The 22,899-nt window shown below is 66.3% G+C and carries 8 protein-coding genes; 4 read left to right on the top strand and 4 right to left on the bottom strand.

From position 1 onward, the window contains the following. Window positions 1-289: 289 nt before the first annotated feature. Entirely contained in the window at window positions 290-886 is a 597-nt protein-coding gene (locus ACZ92H_RS06670) for a response regulator (protein WP_465052353.1), read from the bottom strand. A 368-nt stretch (window positions 887-1,254) separates the two neighbouring features. Further along, window positions 1,255-1,797 (bottom strand): phosphohydrolase, encoded by a 543-nt coding sequence (locus ACZ92H_RS06665; protein WP_131372997.1) that lies wholly within the window; start codon window positions 1,795-1,797, stop codon window positions 1,255-1,257. Window positions 1,798-2,015: 218 nt separating this feature from the next. Between ACZ92H_RS06665 and ACZ92H_RS06660 the strand changes: the two genes are divergently transcribed. Further along, on the top strand, window positions 2,016-5,153 hold the full coding sequence (locus tag ACZ92H_RS06660; protein WP_465048761.1) for an NAD(P)-binding protein: 3,138 nt from the start codon (window positions 2,016-2,018) through the stop codon (window positions 5,151-5,153). Between the two features lie 46 nt (window positions 5,154-5,199). Continuing rightward, the gene (locus ACZ92H_RS06655; RefSeq protein WP_465048760.1) at window positions 5,200-6,108 is read left to right on the top strand and encodes an alpha/beta hydrolase; all 909 of its coding nucleotides are present in this window, start codon (window positions 5,200-5,202) and stop codon (window positions 6,106-6,108) included. 7 nt (window positions 6,109-6,115) lie between these two features. Here ACZ92H_RS06655 and ACZ92H_RS06650 read toward each other — a convergent pair whose 3' ends face one another. Then, window positions 6,116-9,019, bottom strand: coding sequence for a hybrid sensor histidine kinase/response regulator (locus tag ACZ92H_RS06650; RefSeq protein WP_131372999.1), 2,904 nt, complete (start codon window positions 9,017-9,019; stop codon window positions 6,116-6,118). A 187-nt stretch (window positions 9,020-9,206) separates the two neighbouring features. Here ACZ92H_RS06650 and ACZ92H_RS06645 point away from each other — a divergent pair, with 187 nt between their 5' ends. Beyond that, window positions 9,207-9,836, top strand: a complete 630-nt coding sequence (locus ACZ92H_RS06645; RefSeq protein WP_465048759.1) for a LysE family translocator — start codon at window positions 9,207-9,209, stop codon at window positions 9,834-9,836. Here the strand turns inward: ACZ92H_RS06645 and ACZ92H_RS06640 are convergent. Continuing rightward, on the bottom strand, window positions 9,799-10,572 hold the full coding sequence (locus tag ACZ92H_RS06640; protein ID WP_465048758.1) for a YceI family protein: 774 nt from the start codon (window positions 10,570-10,572) through the stop codon (window positions 9,799-9,801). The genes ACZ92H_RS06645 and ACZ92H_RS06640 overlap by 38 nt on opposite strands. A 752-nt stretch (window positions 10,573-11,324) precedes the next feature. Between ACZ92H_RS06640 and ACZ92H_RS06635 the strand changes: the two genes are divergently transcribed. Then, on the top strand, window positions 11,325-22,898 hold the full coding sequence (locus ACZ92H_RS06635; protein WP_465048757.1) for a hypothetical protein: 11,574 nt from the start codon (window positions 11,325-11,327) through the stop codon (window positions 22,896-22,898). Window position 22,899 lies beyond the last annotated feature (1 nt).

Genomic DNA, 22,899 nt, shown 5'->3' with positions numbered 1-22,899 from the left:
GATTTTCTAACTTGTTGATTTTATTGGGTTTTATTTTTGCTGTTTGATTGAGCAGTTTATTGAAAGCCGCACGGGCTGTGGCTTTGAGGCCTGTCAATAGGCGCTTATCCACAAAGATATCCACAGTCCGTGTGGATATCTGAAAAAGCGCTTAACAATCCGCCACTTAGGCCATTTCGCCAAATCGGCCTGGCCGATTGTTCGCCAGGGAAGGTGAAAACGGGCGTGCAGGGCGGCCTGTATGCCCATCCAGTGGTCGTGTTTTATAACTGAAAGTCAGCGCGGAAAATCAGGGCGTGCCAGCGGGCGGAGCGGGCGGCGTGCCGCCGCTTTGGGCCAGGGCGGCGGCCAGGTCGGCCACCTGCTGCTGCGCCTCGCGCAACGTGGCATAGGTGCGCAGCGAGGCGATCACGGTGGTGAACAGTTTGCGCGTGGTCAAGTCCGTCTTGCACCAGAAATCGTTGATATCGTAATCGATGATGATGCGGTGTTCCAGCGCCTGGCCCGGCTGGCCCGTGCGCAGGATGATGCGCACGGCGCTGTTATGCAGGTCGTCGCGGATCTGGCGCGCCACCTGCAGGCCGGCATCCTGCGTTTCCATGATGACATCGAGCAGCACCACGGCGACATCGGGCGTGCCGCGCAGCACGCTGAGCGCCTCGGCACCCGAATACGCGTGCAGAAAGCTCAGCCGGCGTCCCTGGAAGCTGGCCTGGCTGAGGGCAAATTTGGTCACCACGTGCACGTCGACATCGTCGTCGACGATCAGCACGCGCCATGGCGGCGGCGCGCCGGCTTGTCCGGACGCCGTGCCGGCATGCTCCAGCGGCTCATCCATCAGCCAGTCCGGTTCGTCCGCCGCCTTGGCGGCACTATCGCTATCCATATCCATGCATTTTCCAACGTTGATCGTTCCCACTCACTCCACACTATGCCAGTCCGCAAGGTTTGTCAAAACAATGCTGTTCATGCAAGACGTCGCCTGCCCTGGCCGCTCAAGCACGGAAAAATATATTTTCATAGTCATGAGGCAGCTTTGTTTTAGCGCAAATGTGTGATTGTAAGTCATTGATTTCATTGGTATTAAAAAATGCCTGTGAAATCAGCAAAATGTTGAAAGCCGCATCAATACTGGCGTTGCGGCTTGTCAAGAGGGGCTTATCAACAACTTTATCCACAGTTGCTGTGGATATCTAAAAAAGCCGTGTAAAAACGGGGCCTTAGCACGCAATGGCAAGGCGGGAGGCGAGGCAGTCAGGCGGCCAAACCTTCTCCGCTCAGTTCGGCAAATGCCTGCAGGAAATGCTGCTTGGCGTCGGCCGGCCCCATGACATCGATTATACCGGGCAAGGGGGCGATGCCGTCAAGGTAGGCCCAGCGCTCGGCCGAATGGGGCATCAGGTCGCGCTTTTCCGTGGCCAGCGCGATCAAGTCGGCCCGCTTGATGGGGGCGTAATCGGAAAAGTCGATGCCATACGTGGCGGCGATGATGGCGCTGACCTTGTCTTCCAGCGCGGCAAATTCCGGCAGCAGCACTTTCAGCGGCTTCACCATGTCCCCCAGGTACGCTTCGGCCGCGTCGTGCAGCAGCGCGGCCAGGCGCAGGCGGGGCGGCACCAGGCTGGCGACGATCAGGCTGTGCTGGGCAACCGAATAAAACACTTGCGTCTGTCCATTGAAGCGGCACTGGTAGGCCAGGCCATGGGCGATGTCTTCGATGGCGACCTTGTCGATGTGTGGACGCAAGGGATAAAAACGGTTGCCGGAAAAAGTGGACACGTAGTCGGTGGTAATCATTGCTTTGTTCAGTTCGCTTGCGAATGCGGGATGTCCCATCCTACACCGGATGGCGTACGCCTGCCTTCACGTGCCGTTTCGCGTGGCCTGCCTGCCGCTTTCCTGCTGAGCCTATGCATCTTGGCAAATCCTTTAATTTATTTCATATCATTCATTGATATTTCTCAAATACACTATAGCAATCTTGTTTGTCTGAAACTTAAATGAGGGGCAGGGCAATGACGGCGATACCTTCGGCAAGACCTTCGTATATTTACCAGGGCGGTTCGGTGATGATGCACTCGCCGCTGCAATTGAAACAGTCGGAAATGTACGGCTATTTCGTCAAGGGCGACCTGGGCAAGCTGCAGGCCACCGTCAACACCACCCTGAACCAGGTGGCGGGCCAGCGCATGACCTTGAAAGCCCTGTCGCCGTATGTCATGCTGACGTTTACCCGCGTCAACCATGCGGATTCCAGCAACCCCGTCGACCAGGCCAAGGGCTGGATCACGGAAGTCGACATCGTTACCTGGATCATGGTGGGTCAGATGGATGACCAGGGCAAGCTGGCGCATATCTACTGGTACCCGTGCCATATTTTCGTCGACGACGCCATGGCCCTGATCAACGGGCGCGAACTGTTCGGCTACCCGAAATACTTGTGCGAATACGAGATTCCCGCCGCCGGCAGCGACCCGCTGCGCTGTTCCGTGGCCGCCAAGGGGTTCCAGCATTTTTCGCCGGAAACCGAACTGGCCCTGCACCCGCTGCTGGAAGTCAACGCCACCGTGCAGACGGGACCGCACAAGAGCGTCAACAGCTTCCTGGAACTCATCGAGCAGGCCTTCAAGATCTTCCTTTCGATTCCCGATTTCTTCGACATGGACCAGGCCGGCTGGGCGGATATTTTGTCGCTGCTGCGCCATCCCCGCATCGACCAGATCTTCCTCAAGCAATTTCCCGACAGTGCGGGCGTGAAGGCCGTGTACCAGGCCCTGGTGGCCGCGCCGGCCGAGATCAACCGCCTGCACAGCGCGCGCCTGCTGGGCTATGAATACGCATGCACGCTGCACGCCTTCGACAGCTTCCCGCTGGATCAGACACTGGGCTTGCAGCTGGGACCGCAGGCGGCCATCCTGCCATTCAACGTCAACTTCGATTTCACGGCCATGCCGGGCGAAGAGCTGGTGGACAATTCGCAGATCGCGCCGGAAAAGATCGCCATCCTCGGCGGCGGCGTGGCGGCCATGACGACGGCATATTATTTGACCAGCCAGCCGGGCTGGCAGAACCAGCACGACATCACCGTCTACCAGCTGGGCTGGCGCCTGGGCGGCAAGGGCGCCAGCGGGCGCAATGCGCAGGCGGGCCAGCGCATCGAGGAGCACGGCTTGCACATCTGGTTCGGCTTTTATGCCAACGCCTTCAAGATGATCAAGGAAGCTTATGCCAGCCTGGAGCGCCCGCCCGGCAGCCCGCTGGCCACCTGGCGCGACGCCTTCAAGCAGCACGACTACGTGGCCCTGTCCGAAGACGTGAAGGGGCAGTGGCGCAACTGGTCCATCGTGTTCCCCACCTTGCCGGGCGAGCCGGGCGAGGGCGGCGAAGACGTCACCCTGTGGCAGATGGCCGTGGCCATGGTGGGCTGGATCGAGCAGTGGATACGCCAGATCCGGCAAGTGGCCGATGCCGACGCGCGCATCGTGCGCGCCAGCGCCTCGCAGGGCGAGGGCGTGTGGCCGGGCTGGCTGCGCCGCCTGGCCGACGAAGTGGTGGGCCAGGCCGATGAACTGGGGCTCGACGTGGGCCTCTCCGTGGGCGCACTGGTGGCGCTGGTGAGCGACCTGGCGCCCGATTCCACGCGCCACGACCAGGCCCGCCACCAGCTGCTGGCCAGTACCCTGAACGGCATCCGCGCCTGGCTGCGCCTGCGTTACCGCGCGCTGATCGATGGCGACGACGAATTGCGCCGCCTGTTCATCTGCCTGGACCTGGGCATCACGGTCATGAAGGGCATGTTCCAGGATGGCGTGTTCAAGAACGGCTTCGACGTCATCAACGACATCGACTTCCGCGACTGGCTGCGCAAGCATGGCGGCGACGAACAGTTCAGCGTCAACTCGGCCCCCGTGCGCGGCTTCTACGACCTGGTGTTCGCCTACGAGGGCGGCGATTTCGCGAAGCCGAACATCGAGGCAGGCACCTTGCTGCGGGCGATGGCGCGCATCGGCCTGGCGTACAAGGGCGGCATCATGTTCAAGATGCAGGCCGGCATGGGCGACACGATTTTCACGCCGCTGTACCAGGTGCTGGAAAAGCGCGGCGTGAAGTTCAAGTTCTTCCAGCGCGTGGAAGAACTGGTGCCGGGCGCGGGCGACATCGACAGCATCCGCATCACCGGGCAGGTGCAATTGAAGGACCCCGCCGCCGGCTACGCGCCGCTGGTGGACGTCAAGGGGCTCGCCTGCTGGCCCAGCGCGCCCGACTACGCGCAGCTCGATCCCGCCCAGGCCGTCCTGCTGCAGGAAAAGGCCGTCAACCTGGAGTCGTACTGGAGCGACTGGCCGCGGCAGTACCAGCAGGCGTTCGGCCAGCCGCTGCCTGTCACGGTGTTAAAAAAAGGCGTGGATTTCGACAAGGTGGTGTTCGGCATTTCCATCGGCTCGCTGGCCGCCCTGTGCCCGCAATTGCTGGCGCAGAGTCCGGCATTGCAGCTGGCGGCGGAGAAGGTAAAAACGGTGGCCACGCAAGCCTACCAGGTATGGCTGAACAAGAACCTGGCGCAGATGGGCTGGACCACGCAGCCGAAAGGCCAGCAGCCGGTGCTGTCGGCCTTCACGGAACCGTACGACACGTGGGCGCCGATGGACCAGCTGCTGGCGCGCGAGGACTGGCCGGCGGGGCTGGAGCCGAAGAACGTGTCCTACTTCTGCAGCGCCTTCCCCGTCGACAGCTATCCGCCCGTGACGGACACGGATTTCCCCGCCCGCTGCGCGGCACGCGCCAAGGAGGGCGCCCTGCACCAGCTGGCGCGCGAGATCGGCGCGCTGTGGCCCGAGGCGGGCGGGCCGGGCGCGTTCCCGTGGCAATGGCTGGTCGACGCGAAGGCGGGGACGGGGCCGGCCCGGTTCGACAGCCAGTACTGGCGCGCCAACGTCGATCCTTCCGAACGCTACGTGATGTCGGTGGTAAACAGCACGCAGTACCGGCTGGCCACCGACCAGTCGGGCTTTTCCAACCTGTTCCTGACGGGCGACTGGATCAGGACGGGCATCAACGCGGGTTGCGTGGAAGCGGCCGTGATGGCGGGCATGCAGACCTCGCGCGCCATGACGGGCTATCCTGCCGTGATCCAGGGCGAGACGGATTTTTAAGCCCTTGCTATGATGGCGTTTCACCGTCCCTTGCGCGAGCATGCCCATGAAACGCCTGATGCTGCTGTGCCTTGTCCTCGTCCACCTGCACGCCGGCGCCGCGCCAGCCGGCGCGCTGCTGCTGTGGCCAGGCGCGCCGCCCGGTGGCGCGGCGCCCGGTCCGCAGCGCGACAGCGCCAGGGGTTCCATCACGCAGGTCGACCAGCCGTATCTGATCGTGCACCGTCCGGCGCGGCCGAACGGCTTGGCCATGCTGCTGGTCAGCGGCGGCGGCTATGCGCATATCGAGGCGGGCAAGGAAAGCGGCCCCGCCGCCGACTGGCTGCAGGCGCAGGGCATCACGGCCTTTGAACTCGTGTATCGCTTGCCGCAGGAAGGCGGCGGGGTGGATGCGCCGTTCCAGGATGGCCAGCGCGCCATGCGCCTGCTGCGCGCGCGCGCGGCCGAATGGCGCATCGATCCGGCGCGCATCGGCATGCTGGGTTTTTCCGCCGGCGCGCACCTGGCCGGAATGACGGCCGTGCAGCCGGACGCCTCGCGCTATGCGCCCGTCGACGCGGCGGACCGGGCGTCGGCGCGTCCCGATTTTGCCGTGCTGCTGTATCCCGTGCTGACCATGCAGCGGCCGTTCGACACGACGCATGCGAAGAAGGAGCTGCTGGGCGCCCATCCCGCGCGGGCCGCGCGCGACGCCATGTCGGTGGAGCTGCACGTCGATGCGCGCACGCCGCCCGCCTTCATCGCGCAGGCCCTGGACGATCCGATTTCACCACCCGACAACAGCCGCCTGATGGCCGCCGCCCTGGAGCGCGCGGGCGTGCCCGTGGAACTGCACCTGTTCCGGCAGGGCGGCCATGGCTGGGGCCTGGGCAAGGCGGGCAGCGAGCCGGCGGCCTGGCCGCAATTGCTGCTGGCCTGGCTGCAGGCGCAGGGCTGGATGGCGCAGCCTCAGTGACGCATCCTCAGGACAGGCTGCCCGAGTACGCCAGCAGGTCGCGCCGCGCCGTTTCCAGCGCCGCCTGGATCTGCGGCAGGTACTGTTCCACTTCATCGAGGCGGCCGTTGGAGGCCAGGGTTTCTACCTGGTGGCACAGGCCGTGCAGGGTGGGGCGGCTCAGATAGCCGGCGCTGCCTTTCAAGGCGTGGAAGGCGGCCGCCGCCGCGCTGGCGTTGCCGTTGCGTACGGCATGGCAGGCCAGGTCCAGGCGCCGCGGCGCCTCCATCAAAAACGCTTGCGCGATGCGCTGCAAGTGCTGCGGCGACAGGCCCGCCAGCGGCAGGATGTGCACGGGCGTGGTCATGGGATCGGCCGGTGCCGGCGGCTCGGCGGCCGGCGCGCCGCTGGCGCCATCGAGGCCGAACTGGCGCGCCAGCGTATCGTCATCGGCGGGCAGGGCTGGCGGCAGGGCCTGGCCGCGCGCCAGCAGCAGGTCGATGATGGCGTCGATTTTTTCAAACAGCAGCGCCTCATCGACAGGCTTGCTGAGGAAGTCGTCCATGCCCGCCGCCAGGTAGCGCTGGCGGTCATGTTCGCTGGCGTTGGCCGTCAGCGCGATGATGGGAATGTGCGCGTCGGGAATGGGGAATTGCGCGTTGCCGCCGTCGCGCACCAGGCGCGCGGCCTGCTCGCCATCCATCAGCGGCATGCGGCCATCCATCAGCACGCAATCGTAGGCATCCGTGCCCAGCGCGCGCAGCGCTTCCTCGCCATTGTCGACGATGGTCACGGCATGGCCCATGCTTTCCAGCAGGGTGCCGATGATGATCTGGTTGGTGCGCACGTCTTCGGCGCACAGGATGCGCAGGCGGCAGGCGTGGCGCGCGTGGCGCGGCGCCAGGCGCGCATCGGCCGGCGGCGCGCTGCCTTCGGCCAGCGGCAGGCTGAAATGGAAGCGCGAGCCGATGCCGACGCGGCTTTCCACGCCGATGCTGCCGCCCATCAGCTCGACGAGCTCCTTGCAGATGGCCAGGCCCAGGCCCGTGCCGCCGTAGCGGCGCGTGGTGGAATGGTCGGCCTGCTCGAATTTCTGGAACAGGCGCGGCAAGGTGTCGGCGTCGATGCCGGGGCCCGTGTCGCTGATGATGAAGTCGATCTGGCTGCGGCCATCGCGGCGCGGCGCCGCGCGGGCGCGCCGCACTTCCAGCAGCACTTCGCCGTTTGCCGTGAATTTCAGGGCGTTGCCCAGCAGGTTGATGAGGATCTGCCGCAGCCGCGTGGGATCGGCGCGCACGTAGCGGGGCAGGTCCAGCGCCAGTTCGCGGCGCAGCAGCAGGCTCTTGGCATCGGCCTGGCCCTGCACGATGCCGGCCGCGTCGCCGATCAGGGCCAGCAAGTCGAAGTCCAGCGTTTCCAGGGTCAGCTTGCCCGCATCGATCTTCGAGAAATCGAGGATGTCGTTGAGGATGGTCAGCAAGGATTCGCCATTGTGCAGGCCGATGCGCAGGTATTCCTGCGTGCGTCCCCGCACGGACTGGTCGCGCAGGGCGAATTTCAGCATGCCGATGACGCCGGCCAGCGGCGTGCGGATGTCGTGGCTCATGGCCGAGAGAAAATCGATGCGGTGGCGGCTGACCACTTCCGCATGCTCCTTGGCCGTCAGCAGGGCGTCGTTGCTGAGGGTCAGCGCCAGGGTGCGCTCGCGCACGCGCTGCTCCAGGTTATTGCGCAGCAAACGGATCTGGTCGGCCAGCGCGAATGCCAGCAGCAGGCCGTCGAGGGTGCCGCCCAGCAGGGTGACCAGCTGGGCGTTGTCCACCATGGCGGGCATCAGGCCCAGGTTGGCGGGCAGGATCAGGAAGCCGGGCAGCATCAGCGCCACGAAGGCCAGCACGAAGAAGCGCGCCGGCTGGTAGCCGCGGCACCAGACGACGATGCCGCAGGTGAGGGCCAGCAGCATCCAGATGGTGATGGCGATGGTGGCCAGCGCATGCGCATATTGCATGGCGAAAAAGCAGCTGGGCAGGAGCAGCAGCGGCAGCACCAGGTTGACCTTGCTGATGCGGTACAGCAGGGGCGAGTAGTCGCGCAGGTGCAGGAAGTGCATGTAGAACAGGGTGCTGAAGACGGGCAGCAGGAAAAACGGCACGTAATGCAGCGGCAGCATGTGCCAGTCGAACAGGTCGGCGAAGACGTGGAAGGTCATGGCCCAGGCCACGCCATAGGTCAGCACGTACAGCGCATAGTAGGCCGAGGCCTTTTCCAGGGTGATGGAAAAGATGAAGAAATTGAACAGGCCCAGCGCCAGCAGGGCGCCGATGGACGCCACCATGAGGAAGTTTTCCTTGCCCACCAGCTTGCGGTAGGCCTGCTGCGTCTTCACGCCGAACATGGGCGCGCGCGCGTAGTACGGGCTGGAAAAACGGATCAGGATGGCGTAGGTGGCGCCCGGCTGCAGCTGCACGTTTTTGCCGTAATGCAGCAAATACTCGTGCGGGCGCTGGTAGCCCGTCAGCAGGGTGCGCGGCGCGTCGTGCTGCCCGGGACCGTACACATGGATGTCGACCAGGTCGATCAGCGTGTCGTTCGGATCGATGACCCAGGCCGTCTCGCTGGTATCGTTGCGCACCTGCGCCAGCAGCCAGTAGGCGCCGCCGAACAGGTCGACTTCGGCGGCCGGGCGCTGCCGCGCCAGCCAGGCGGGCAGGGCGGCGGCATCGGCGGGCGCGGCAGCGTCGCCGGCGTGCAGCAGGCGCCCGCCACTGCCCAGGGTATGGATGCCTTGCTTGCCCAGCGACAGCGGCTCGCTTTGCGCCTGCGCCACGCTGGCCAGGCCCAGCAAGCCAAACAGACACAGCCACCGGCATAGCCAGGCGCAGGCGCGAAAGCTGGAAGCGCGGTGGCGGAATGGGGGCGTGTGGGCTGGCATCGGCGGGTATGGTGATGGTCGCGCGTGGAATAGGCGGCAACGCCCTGTGCTATGAAGTAAGCATTTTAATCGACTCTTGGTGGCGCACGCGCAAATTCATGTCTTGCAAGCATGCTTCTGCACGGTCTGCCGCTGGTGCGACGCGCGGGTGCTCCGGTATCATGTCGCCTTTTGCCTGCGAGTCATTATGCTCAGTCCCGACCAGTTCCTGGCCTTCCTGGCCGCCGCCGTCCTCATCACCGCCAGCCCCGGCCCCGACAACCTGATGGTGCTGGGCGTGGGCATGTCGCGCGGGCGGCGCCAGGGCATGGCGTTCGGCCTGGGCTGCGCCCTCGGCTGCCTCACGCATACGCTGCTGGCGACCATCGGCGTGTCAGCCCTCTTGGCCGCTTCGCCCGCGGCGTTTACCGCGCTCAAAGTGGCTGGCGGCCTGTACCTGGTGTGGCTGGGCTTTGGCGCCATCCGCAGCCGCGGCGGCGCGCAAGTCGATGGCGCGGCGGCCTTGCCCGATGAATCGCTGCTGCGATTGTTTGGCAAGGGCCTGTTCGCCAACAGTATCAATCCGAAAGTCGTGCTGTTCTTCCTGTCGTTCCTGCCGCAGTTCATCGTGGCGGGACAGGGCGATGCCAGCTGGCAGACGGCGCAGCTGGGCCTGGTGTTCACGGCGCAGGCGTGCGTGCTGTTCGGCTTGCTTGGCTATTTCTCCGGCGCCGTCGGCACCTGGCTGAACCGCCGTCCGCGCGCGGGCCTGTGGCTCGACCGCGTGGCCGGCACCATCTTCATCGCCCTGGGCTTGCGCCTGATCCTGGCGCGCTAGCTGCGCGCGTGGCGGTGATGCGGAAGGCCAGTTCCATCTGGTCTTGCACGGCCATGGCGCCGCCCAGGATGGCGAACGGCACGATGCCGAAATCGCTCTGTTTCAACAGCAGGCTGCCGCTGGCCTGCAAGCTGCCGCCATCGGCAGTTTCCTCGATCCGCACCGGCACCTGCACCTTGCGCGTCACGCCGTGCAGGCTGATGTCGGCGTCCAGCACTTCGCTGTCACCCGCGCGTCCGGTGCCGTTGCGCCGTATCTCGACGCGTACCCACGGATAACGTTCCGCGTCCAGCACGCGCACCAGCATGTTGTGCCGCGTGCCGGCGATGGCGTCGGCCGATGGCGTCGTCGTCAATCCTGCCGCCTGGCGCAAGCTTGTTTCATCCACGCTCATCTCGTCCAGCCGGAACTGGAAGGCGGCGCGTCCCGCAGCGGGAGCCACCACGCCCTGCAAGCTGCGGCTGGCGATCACGTGGTCGTGGCCCAGGCGCGCCAAGGCGCCGCCACGGCGCACGGTAATGGTCAGCAAGGAGTCCTGTGGGGCGATTGGCAGCAGGCGCATGCCAGGCTGCTGCCAGGCTGGCGCCGGCATGCCGCCCGCCTGCGTGGCCGGCGCCGGCGACAGCGCGGCGGGCGGCGGGGCGAACGGCGAACAGCCCGCCAGCAAGTAGGGGGCGCAAGCAAAGGCACAGGCATGGGCGCAGGCGAGCATGGCGCGGCGGCGGGCATTCGGCATCGATGAAGTTTCCTGAGGAAGCATGGGCAGGCAGTGACGGCGCTATCGCTAATGGACCCATGGTAAGCGATCGGGCGTGCCGGCAGCCAGCCCTGTTCGCGCAGCCATGGATTTTTTGCGGGTGCAGGCGGCTGGCACGACAAGACCGGCGGGCGCGGCGACGTGCATTACCCAGCAGTAAGGACGCTGTCTGGAAAAGGGAATTGGTATTGAATGCCGGAGAAAATGAATGATATTTTGAAAATTTTTTACCGTAACTTTTAAATAATATTTGATCGCGCAGATATATGTTGGAGGCGTTGCAATAATTGGTGGGAATAAGAATTAATAATTGCATTTGGAAAATAAACTATGCATTTGATAGTTTCTCATGATTATGTAATTGATAATTTAAATAATCTGCCGAGTCGATCAGTATAAGCATCATTCGAGAATGTCGACTTGATAAGCATGTTAATTAATGGAATGTGTTGCGAAATATCAACGAACAAATTTAATTTCTTTGTTGGAAACAAAAAAAACACCATTCACGTACGCTTGAAGTGTTACTTGTCCATATAATTATGTCAACTTAGTGACATTTTAATATCGATCTGCGCCTTGCCGCGGTACCTTTCATAGCGAACAACATGACAAAAAACTTACAGGGTGCGGTGCATGCCGGCCGCCAGAACGTCGCTTCGCCAGCCCCGCGTCCAGCCGTTGCCGCCATGCTCCGGCGTGCAAGGCACCTTGTAAAACGCCTGCTTGACATGCCCCGCCGCCGCCCTGCCTGGCTGTCGCCATTCGCCGTGCGCAAGGGCTGGACGCCGCTGCTGGCGCTGGCCGGCGCCTTGCTGGGTGCCGCCGCGCCCGCCAGCGCGCAGGTGCTGTGGGAAGATTACCGGGGCATCGAGCGCGTGCCGGCCAACCCGGCCACGCCCAACTACAACAATGGTTTCAATGCGGGCAGCACGGCCCGCCTGGCCAGCCTGCTGACGCTGGCCGCCAATCCCGGCGTCAACGCGGCGCGCACCGGCACCTCGCCGCAACTGGACTGGGCCAACGGCTCGGCCGCCAGTCCTGCCCAGTTATGCAACCTTGATACACAGCAAACTTCCGCTGCCTGCCGGGCCTGGATCATGGGCCGCGTCATGTACACGCTGGTGGTATTTCCCCAGGCGGGCAGCTATAAATTCAGCGTCGCCCACGACGATGACGTGGATGTCGATTTTTCCACCCAGTATTCGACCAATTATCGTAGCGCCGTGTACAACGTATCGGTCGGCAGCGTGGCGGAATACTCGAATAATGAAACGGATTTTCAGAATCTGGCCGGCAATTTCAATAGTGCCACGCCAGGCGGCTGTTATCTGGCCCGCGTCCTGTGGAATAACGTGGGCGGCATCAATTATCTGCACATGCGCTGGACGCGGCCCGACAACGTGACGGAAATCATTCCCGCCGCCCAGTTGCGCGACCCCAGCCTGGCCAGTTCCTATACCAGTTGCACCAATGCCAAGACCGACCTGGCCGTGAACAAGGTGGGCCCGGCCACGTTTTCCGTCGGCAAGCCGTTGACCTACACCCTGAAGGTGTGGAACCGGGGCCCGGCCGTCAGCACGGGCGCTACCTTCAACGACGTGCTGCCGGCCACCCTGAGCAATGTCAGCTGGACGTGCGCGGCCAGCGGCACGGCCTCGTGCGGCACGAAAACTTCGGGTTCCGGCAGCAACAACGTGAGCATCACCATGGGCGCCTTGCCCTTGAACGCCGCCGCCAGCGACCCCGCCAGCGGGTCGTACCTGACCGTGACCATCACGGCCACGCCGGGCGACGCGGCCAGCATCGTCAATACGGCCACGGTCACCGTCTCGCCCAACGAGACGGATACTGACCTGAGCAACAACAGCAGCAGCACCACGGCCGCCGTCAGGACGAATACCGTGACGGTGACCAAGGCGCTGGCGCCCGCCAGCGACAGCGGCCTGTTCGTCATGAACGCCAACGGCACGCCAGGCGCGCAGGGCGGCAATGGCGCCACGGCCAGCGCGGTGGCGCGCGTGGGCAACCTGGTGACATTCGCGGAAACGGCGGGCACGGGCACCGTGCTGGCGCAATACCAGAGCAGCTACAGTTGCGCGCGCACGGATACGGCCGCCGTCATTTCCAGCGGCGCGGCCACCTCGGGCAATTTCACCATGCCGGACGCGCCCGTCGCCTGTACCATCAGCAACCGCCGCCTGCAGGCGGACATGCAGGCAGTGACGACCGTGCCGCCCGGCCCCTACAATGCGGGCAGCCCCATCACCGTCACGGGCGTCTGCACGAATAACGGCCCCGACAACGCGGCCGCGCCCACCTGCGTGATGAGCGGCTTGCCGGCCGGTGCCACGCCCACCTGCAGCGCGCCTGTCTCGCCCTTCATTCCCGGCTCGCGCATCAATTGCAGCGCCACTTTCAACCTGCCCGCCAGCGGCAGCCTGACGATCACCACCACGGCCGGCACCACCACGCTCGATCCCGTGCCGGCGAATAATGTCGACAGCGAACCGCTGGGCGTCGTCAGCCCCCTCGTGCGCGTGCAGAAAAGCGTCGACAAGGCGGCCGCCACGGTGGGTGACACCCTGCAATGGACCTTGAGCGCCGCCAACACGGGCACGGGCGCCACCACGGCGGCATTGACCCTCACCGATACCTTGCCCGCCAGCCTGGCCGGCATCGTCGTCACGCCTGCGGCGCCGACGACCTGCGCGGCGCTGGCCGGCAATACGCTCACGTGCACGGTGCCGGCGGGCCTGGCGCCGGGCGCCAGCGCCCAGGTCGGCATCAGCGCCAGCCCCACGGCGGCGGGCAATTTCATCAACAGCGTGCTGCCGTCGGGCGGCAATGGCGCCAGCTGCCTCACGCCAGCGGCCTGCCAGACCACCACCGTCGTCAGCAAGCCGCTGGTTGACGTCACCACCACCCTCAACGGTTTCCCCGGCACGTCGAATGCGGGTGATGTCATCGCCGGCCTGGTGACCTACGCCAACGCGGGACCGGGCGCGGCCGAAAACGTCACCTACAGCCTGCAACTGGCCACGGGCCTGGCGGGCGTGTCGGTCACCGGCGCGAGCGGCACGTATAACGCGGGTACGGGTTTCATCACGTTCACGGGCCTGCCCGCGACCCTGGCGGCGGGGCAGACCTTCAGCTTCAACCTGTCGTACACCCAGCCGGGCAGCAATATTTCCTCCGTCACCAGCATCATCGCCACCACCTCGGTGGAAGTGGCAAACGACTTGCCGAACATGGCCATGGTGACGGTGCCGGGGCCGAATGTGCGCGTCACCAAGACGGCCAACAAGGCCACGGCCAACGTGGGCGAAGACATCATCTGGACGGTCACCGCCAGCAACACGGGCAATGTCGCCAACCAGGGCGTCGTCAGCCTGGCCGACCTGCTGCCGCCGAACCTGGTGGTGACGAGCGTGGTGGCGGCGCCGGGCGTGACATGTCCGCCGCTGGCCGCGTGGGTGGCGTCGAGCACGCAGACGTGCAGCGTTGCCGCCGGGCAGCTGGCGGCCCTGAATGGCAGCCGCACCGTCACCATCACTGCGCATGCGACGGCGGGCGGCAGCCTGTCGAACCGCATCATGCCCGGCGGCCCGGACAACCCGGCCTGCAGCTCGGCCAGCGTGTGCCAGACCACGAGCACCATCACCAGCCCGAAAGTGGCGGTGAAAAAGAGCGTCGACCATGCTACCGTGAATATCGGCGCCACCCTGAACTGGAACGTGACGGCGACGAACAGCGGCGATGGCGCCAGTACCGCGCCCATCACGCTGACCGATACCTTGCCGGCCAACCTGCTGAATGTGAACGTGGCACTGGTCGGCAGCGCCACCTGCGCCGCGCCCGCGGGCAATATCCTCACGTGCACGGTGCCGGCCGGCCTGGCCGCGAACGGCGGCGTCGCCGGTTTCACCGTCACGGCCCAGCCTGCCGCCGCCGGCAGCTATGGCAACAGTGTCGTGCCATCCGGCCCCGACAACCCGGCCTGCGCCACGCCCGCCGATTGCGCCACCACCAGCACCGTGACCAGTCCCAGCGTGGCCGTGACGAAAAGCGTCGACAAGACCACCGTCAACCTCGGCGACACCATCACCTGGACCCTGAAGGCGCGCAACAACGGCAGCGGCCCGACGACTGCGGCCGTCACGCTGACCGACACCTTGCCCGCCAACGTGGGCGCGCTGCAGATCCTGCCGGTGGCGCCCGCCTCTTGCGGCGTGCCCGCCGGCGCGACCCTGACCTGCAGCGTGCCGGCAGGCCTGGCCGCGAATGGGGAAGCGAGCATCGTCGTGAAAGCCGTGGCGAATGCGCCCGGCACGGTGGCCAACAGCCTCGTGCCATCCGGCCCCGACAATCCCGCCTGCGCCACGCCGGGCGCCTGCCAGACGACGACGACCGTCACCAGCCCGAACGTGGCGGTGAAGAAAAGCGTCGACAAGACCACGGTCAACGTGGGCGAGACGATTACCTGGACCTTGAGCGTCAGCAATAGCGGCACGGGCGCCAGCACGGGCAGCGTGACGCTGGCCGATACCTTGCCGGCCGGCCTGAGCAACGTTGTCGTCAGCCCCCAGTCACCGGCCAGCTGCGCCCCCGTCGCCGGCAACAACCTGGCGTGCAGCGTGCCGGCCGGCCTGGCCGCCGGCGCCACCGTCAAGGTGTTCGTCAGCGCCACGGCCACCCTGGCCGGCGCCGCCGTCAACAGCGTGGTGCCGGGCGGTCCCGACAACCCGTCCTGCGTGCTGCCCGGCGACTGCGGCACCACCACCACGGTGGTCAAGCTGCTGGTCGACGTCACCACCACCCTGAACAATTTCCCGCCCAATACCCTGGCCGGCGACAGCATTTCCGGCATCGTCACGTATGCCAACGTGGGACCCGGTCCCGCCGAAGGCGTGACCTACACCCTGCGGCTGACGCCGGGCCTGGCCAACGTGAGCTTGACGGGGGCCGTCGGCAGCTACAATCCGGCCACGGGCCTGGTGACGCTGTCGGGCTTGCCCGCGACCCTGGCCAATGGCCAGAGCACCAGCTTTAACGTCAGCTACACGCAGCCGGCCGACAACCTGTCGATGGTGGCGTCGACGATCGCCACCACCTCGGTGGAAGTGGCGAACGACTTGCCGAACACGGCGATGGCGACCGTCCCCGGCCCCATCATCCGCGTGACGAAGCTGGCCGACAAGGCGACGGCCAACGTGGGCGAAACGGTGACGTGGACGATCACGGCGACGAACACGGGCAGCCTGGGCAACCTGGGCGTGGTGACCCTGACGGACATCCTGCCCGCCAACGTGACGGTACTGGCCGTCACGCCGGGCGCGGGCGTGACGTGTCCGCCGCTGGCCAGCTGGCTGGCCAACAGCGCGCAAGCGTGCAGCATCGCGGCGGGACAGCTGGCCGCTGTCAACGGCAGCCGCAGCATCACCATCAGCGCCACGGCCACGGCAGGCGGCAGCCTGGGCAATAAAGTGCTGCCAAGCGGACCGGACAATCCCGCCTGCGCGCAGGCCGCATCGTGCCAGACCGCCACCACCATCCTCAGTCCGCAAGTGGCCGTGCGCAAGACGGTCGACAAGACCAGCATCAACGTGGGCGATGCGCTGACGTGGACCATTGCCGTGGCCAACACGGGCACGGGCGCGACCCGCGGCGTGATCACCCTGACCGACACCTTGCCGGCCAACCTGACGCTGTGGCAAGTGTTGCCCGCATCGCCCGCCACGTGCGCCGTGCCGAACGGCAACCAGCTCGTGTGCTCGATTCCCGCCGGCATGGCGGCCGCTTCCTCGCTCAATATCGTCGTCAAGGGCGTGGCCACCGCGGCCGGTGCTTTCGTCAACACGGTGGTGCCGGGCGGCCCGGACAATCCGGCGTGCCTGCAGGCCGGCGATTGCAGCACCACCAGCACGGCCGTGAAACTGCTGGTGGACGTCACCACCACCCTGAACGGCTTCCCCGGCAGCACGCATGCGGGCGACACGATCAGCGGCACGGTGAGCTTCAGCAATATCGGCCCCGGCGCGGCCGAAGGCGTGACGTACAGCCTGCAGCTGGCGCCCGGCCTGGCCGGCGTCACCTTCAATGGCGTGACGGGCAACTACAATGCGGGCACCGGGCTGGCGACCTTCAGCGGCGTGCCCGCCACCCTGGCGCCGGGGCAGGGCTTCAGCTTCCAGCTGGGCTATATCCAGCCGGCCAGCAATCTGTCGACCGTGGTCAGCCGCATCGCCACCACCTCGACGGAAGTGGCGAACGACCAGCCGAACGTGGCCACCGTCACCATGCCCGGTTCCATCATCCGCGTCAGCAAGACGGCCAACAAGGCCGTGGCGAACGTGGGCGAGGAAATCATCTGGACCATTACGGCCAGTAACACGGGCAGCCTGGCCAACCAGGGTGGCGTGGTCTTGACGGACTTGCTGCCTGCAAACATCGTCGTCACGAACGTGGCGCCGGACAGCGGCGTGACATGTCCGCCGCTGGCCAGCTGGGTGGCCAATAGCAGCCAGAGCTGCAGCGTGGCCATCGGCCAGCTGGCGGCGGGCAATGGCCAGCGCCAGATCGTGCTGACCGGCAAGGCCAGCGCCGGCGGCAGCCTGGCCAACCAGCTGATGCCAAGCGGCCCGGACAACCCTGCCTGTTTCCAGGCCAGCAGCTGCCAGACGACGACGACCATCACCAGCCCGGCCCTGGCGCTGAAGAAAACCGTCGACAAGCAGGCCCTGAATATCGGCGACAGCCTGAGCTGGACCATCACCCTGGCCAACACGGGCACGGGCGCCAGCACGGCGGTGACCAGCGTCACGGACACCTTGCCGGCCGGCCTGGCCGATATCGTCGCCACGCCAGCGGCGCCGACGACATGCGCGCCGCTGGCGGGCAATGTGCTCAGCTGCAGCGTGCCGGCCGGCCTGGCCGCGGGGGGCGCCGCCACCGTGCAAGTGACGGCGCGCGCCGTTGCCGCCGGCACGCTTGCCAACAGCGTCAGCGTCAGCGGTCCCGATACGCCCGTATGCCTGCAGGCGGGCGACTGCGGCACCACCAGCACGGTCAGCTCGCCGTTGTTGACGGCGAGTAAAACCGTCGACAGGACGGCGGCCAGCGTGGGCGATACCCTGACCTGGACCCTGGCCTTGCGCAACAGCGGCACGGGCCCCAGCACGGCCATCGCCACCTTGAGCGATACCTTGCCTGCGGGCCTGGCGAATGTGCTGGTCGCGCCGGTGGCGCCCGTCACTTGCGCCACGCCGGCGGGCAATGTCGTTACCTGCAGCGTGCCGGCCGGCCTGGCCGCCGGCAGCGTCGCCAGCGTGAAGCTGAGCGCCACGGCCACCGCGTCTGGCAGCCTGGTCAATGCGCTCGTGCCTGGCGGGCCGGACAATCCCGCCTGCGCCGTGCCCGGCGATTGCCAGACCACCACGGTGGTGTCGAAATTGCTGGTCGACGTGACCACCACCCTGAACGGCTTTCCCGCCAGCAGCAATGCGGGCGACGCCATCCGTGGCGTCGTCACGTTTGCCAACTCGGGTCCCGGCGTGGCCGAAAATGTCACCTACAGCCTGCAGCTGGAAAGCGGCCTGGCCGGCGTCTCGCTCAGCGCCATCAGCGGCGCGCCCGGCATCAGCGGCGCCTACAACAGCGGCACGGGCCTGTTCGTGCTGAGCGGCCTGCCGGCCACCCTGATCAGCGGCCAGAGCGCCAGTTTCAACCTGTTCTACACGCAGCCGGCCAGCAACAGTTCGCGCATCACCAGCCTGGTGGGCACCAGTTCCACGGAAATCGTCAATGACTTGCCAAATACGGCAACGACGAATCTGCCCGGTCCCGTGATCCGCGTCAGCAAGACGGTCGATAAGGTGAACGCGGCCGTGGGCGATGTCCTGACCTGGACCATCACGGCCGTGAATACCGGCAACTTGCCGAACCAGAGCCCGGTCGTCGTCAGCGACGTGCTGCCGGCCAACATCGTCATTCTCGGCGTGACGCCCGATGCGGGCGTGACGTGTGCGCCGGCCGCCAGCTGGGCGCCCGGCAGCGTGCAGGCGTGCACGGTGGCGGCAGGGCAGTTGGCAGCCACGAATGGCAGCCGCAAGGTGGTCGTCACGGGCCGCGGATCCGTGGGCGGCAACCTGTCGAACCGCGTCGTCCCCGGCGGCGGCGACAATCCCGCCTGCGACACGGCCAGCGCCTGCCAGGCCATCACCACCCTGGTGGCGCCGCAAGTGACGGTACGCAAGAGCGTCGACAAGAGCACGGCCAGCGTGGGCGACTTGCTGACCTGGACGATTACCGCCAGCAATACCGGCACGGGCGCGACCAGGTCCGCCATCGTGCTGACCGATAACTTGCCGGCCGGCGTCAGCGCCGCGCAAGTACTGTCCACGCAACTGGCCACCTGCGCGCCCGTGGCCGGCAATATCGTTACCTGCAGCGTGACGGCCGGCCTGGCGCCGGGCGGACAGGCGCAAGTGGTGCTGCGCGCCACGGTCGCCGCCGCCGGCGTGCTGCAAAACACCGTGCTGCCTGCCGGTCCCGACAATCCCGCGTGCGTCCAGGCGGCCGATTGCACCACCAGCACCACGGCCATCAAGCTGCTGGTCGACGTGACCACCACCTTGAACGGTTTCCCCGGCACCACCAACGCGGGCGACCAGATCAACGGTATCGTGACCTTCACCAACGTGGGTCCCGGCACCGCCGAGAACGTGACGTACAGCCTGAAACTGGCGCAAGGCCTGATGGGCGTGACCCTGAGCGGCGCCGCCGGCAGCTATGATGCCATCAGCGGCATGCTGACGGTGCAGGGCTTGCCATTCAGCCTGGTGCCGAACGAGGTGCACAGCTTTGGCCTGTCGTATGTGCAGCCGGCCAGCAATGTATCGACCATCGTCAGCATCATCGCCACCAGCTCGACGGAAGTGGCGAATGACTTGCCGAACACGGCAACGGTGACCATGCCGGGTCCCGTGATCCGCGTCACGAAGAGCACCAGCACGGTCAATGCCAACGTCGGCGACAGCATCGTCTGGACCATCACGGCCGTCAACAGCGGCGGCGTGGCCAGCCAGGGCATCGTGACCCTGGCCGACATCCTGCCGGCGAATATCGCCGTGCTGGCCGTCAGCGCCGACGCCGGCGTGACGTGTCCGCCGCTGGCCAGCTGGGTGGCGAACAGCGTGCAAAGCTGCCGCATCGCAGCCGGCCAGCTGGCTGCCGGCAATGGCACGCGCAGCGTGCGCGTCACGGCCACGGGCACGGTGGAAGGCAATCTGTCGAATCGGGTCATGCCGAGCGGTCCGGACAATCCGGCCTGCGCGCAGGCCAGCAGCTGCGAATCGGGCGTGGTGCTGACGGGCCCGAAAGTGGCCGTGAAGAAAATCGCCAACCGCGCGGCCGCCAACGTGGGCGACACCGTGGTGTGGACCATCAGCGCCACCAACTCGGGCAGCGGACCCACGCGCGCCGCCATGACCCTGGTCGACACCTTGCCGGCCGGCCTGACGAACGTGGTGGTGACGCCGCTGCGCGCCACCTGCGCGCCCGTGGCCGGCAATGTGCTGAGCTGCAGCGTGCCTGCGGGACTGATCGGCAATGGCGGCGAAGCCAGCGTGGAAGTGTCGGCCACCGTCACCCAGCCAGGCAGCGCGCGCAACAGCGTCGTGCCGTCCGGTCCCGACGCGCCCCTGTGCCTGGCGCCGGCCGATTGCCAGACCACCACCAACGTCACCAGCCCCAGCGTAATGGTGAAGAAGGTGGCGGACAAGGCCAGCGCCAGCATCGGCGATACCCTCAGCTGGACCATCACCGCCACCAACAGCGGCAGCGGCGCCACCACGGCGGCCATCGTCCTGACGGATGAGCTGGCGACCAGCCTGACGGATATCGCCGTCACGCCCGCGGCGCCCACCGTCTGCGCTCCGCTGGCGGCCAATAAACTGGTGTGCACGGTGCCGGCCGGCCTGGCGCCCAACGCCGTGGCCGCCGTCACCGTCAGCGCGAAAGTGGCCGCCAGCGGCAGCTTGAGCAATACCATCGTGCCCACTGGCACGGACTTGCCGCGTTGCGCGCAAGTATCTGATTGCACGGCCGTCACGGAAGTGGCGAATCCGGCCATCGGCGCGGCACTGGGCGTGGGCAAGGTGGCGCAGTTGTCGGCCAAGGTCTTCAACGTGCCATATACGGTGGTGATCAGGAACGTGGGCAAGGGCACGGCATCGAACGTGCAGGCGCTCGACAGCCTGCGCGCCGCCTTCCCCGATCCGGTGGCGTGCCGCATCGTCACGCCGCCCGCCGCGCCCGCCATCGGCGGCAGCAGGCAGCTGGCCGTCAACCCGGGATACACGGGCGGTTGCGGCGGCAGCGACCTGCGCCTGCTCAGCGGTGATGCTGCCCTGGCCGAAGGCGAACTGAGCGTTGTCACCTTCACCGTGCAGATCACCGTGCAAGACACCAGCGCGCCGCAGTACAACAACAGCGTGTTTGCCAGCGCGCTGGGCGGCAATGTCGCCAACGGGGGCGGCAGCATCAGCGTGCCGCCGGCCCCGGCGGCAGGCGCCATCGCCGCCAACCCGGCCTACACGCCGCCGGCGGGCAGCCCCGTGTTCGACGCCTCGAACAATGGGGGCGCCTACGCGGGCGCCGTGGCGACGGCGGCGGAAGTGGCTGCCCTGGCGGAAAAGGTCGACCCTAACCGCAACGGCAATGCCTCGGAAACCGTGGGCGGCGTGCCGTTCACGGGCGAAGACACGCCCACGCCCGTGGTCTTGCTGCGCCAGGTGGTGGACGTCATCAAGGCCGTGTCGGCCCAGCAGCAAGTCGACGCCAGCAAGTTCGAGATCAGCTACACGGTGCAGGCGGCCAACCGCTATCCGGCCGGCTATCCGACGTCGACCATGGTGCAGGTGGTGGAAAACCTGAAGGCCGTCTTCCCGACGGCCACCAGCGTCACCTTCAAGCCGGGCAGCCTGGCCGTCACGGCGCGGCCTGCGGGCGCCACGGCCTGCGTGGCGAACGCCGATTTCAACGGCGTCAGCGTCTTTGGCTTGTTGGAAGGCAAGGGCGACTTGCAGCCGCAGGAAAGCTGCAATATCGTCTTCACGGTGCTGGTGGATTTCGGCAGCGTGGCGGCGATTCCCGCCACGCCGCAGCTGAACCAGGTGTATGCCAGCACCATGCTGGGCACGGAGGGGGGCGGGCGCAACATCGGCCACAGCTACAGCGGCGGCGACGGCGGCAACACGCCCGTGGCGCCCGTCAGCGTGCTGGCCCTGGCCAGCTCGTCCGACACCCTGGTGCTGCCGGCCACGCCGGGCGCCACGCCGCCCAGCTTCACCCCCGTGGTGTTCAACACGACGGACAAGCCGATGCTGTTGATCAGCAAGAGCGTCAACAAGACGCAGGCCGAGATCGGCGACAGCCTGCAGTACACCATCGAGGTGAAGAACACGGGCGTGGCGACGGCGTTTGGCGTCAGCGTGCTCGATAAACTGCCGGCCGGCTTCCGCTACATCGACGGCACCACCACGCGCAACAACGTGGTGCAGCCCGATCCCTCCGGCAAGCCGGGGCCGCAGCTGAGCTTTAAGCTGGAATCGCTGGCGCCGAACGCCAGCGCCAGCTTCCGCTACCGCCTGCGCGTGGGCGTCGGCTCGCTGCAGGGCGACGGGGTCAACCGCGCCCAGGCCACGACCACCAGCGGGCCGCCGTCGAACGAGGCACGGGCCAAGGTGAAAGTGACGGGCGGCGTGTTCACCACGGATGCCTGCGTCGCCGGCAAGGTGTTTGTTGACTGCAATAACAACCACGTGCAGGACGAGGAGGAACTGGGCATCCCCGGCGTGCGCCTGTACATGGAAGACGGCACCAACTTCACCACCGACGTGGAAGGCAAGTACAGCTATTGCGGCATCACGCCGAACAGCCATGTGATCAAGGTCGATGGCTCGACCCTGCCGCGCGCCAGCCGCATGATGGAAGCGTCGAACCGCAACCTGGGCGATCCGCACAGCCTGTTCCTCGACACCAAGAACGGCGAGCTGCTGCGCGCCGACTTCATCGAAGGCTCGTGCTCGAATCCCGTGCTGGAGCAAGTCAAGGCGCGCCGCGCACAGGGTGAAGTGCGCAGCGTGGAAAGGGAGGGCAGGGGGCCGGGACTGAGTTTCAGCAGCCAGCCCGCCAGCGCGCCCGCGCAAGCGACGGACAGCGCCAACCAGCCTGTCGTGGCGCCCCGCGCGCCAGCCGGCATACCAGCCAAGGCGCCAGCCGCGGGAGGCAGCCATGCGCAATAAG

The organism is Janthinobacterium foliorum (assembly GCF_978021625.1).
This window is presented reverse-complemented; position numbering and strand designations above follow the sequence as displayed.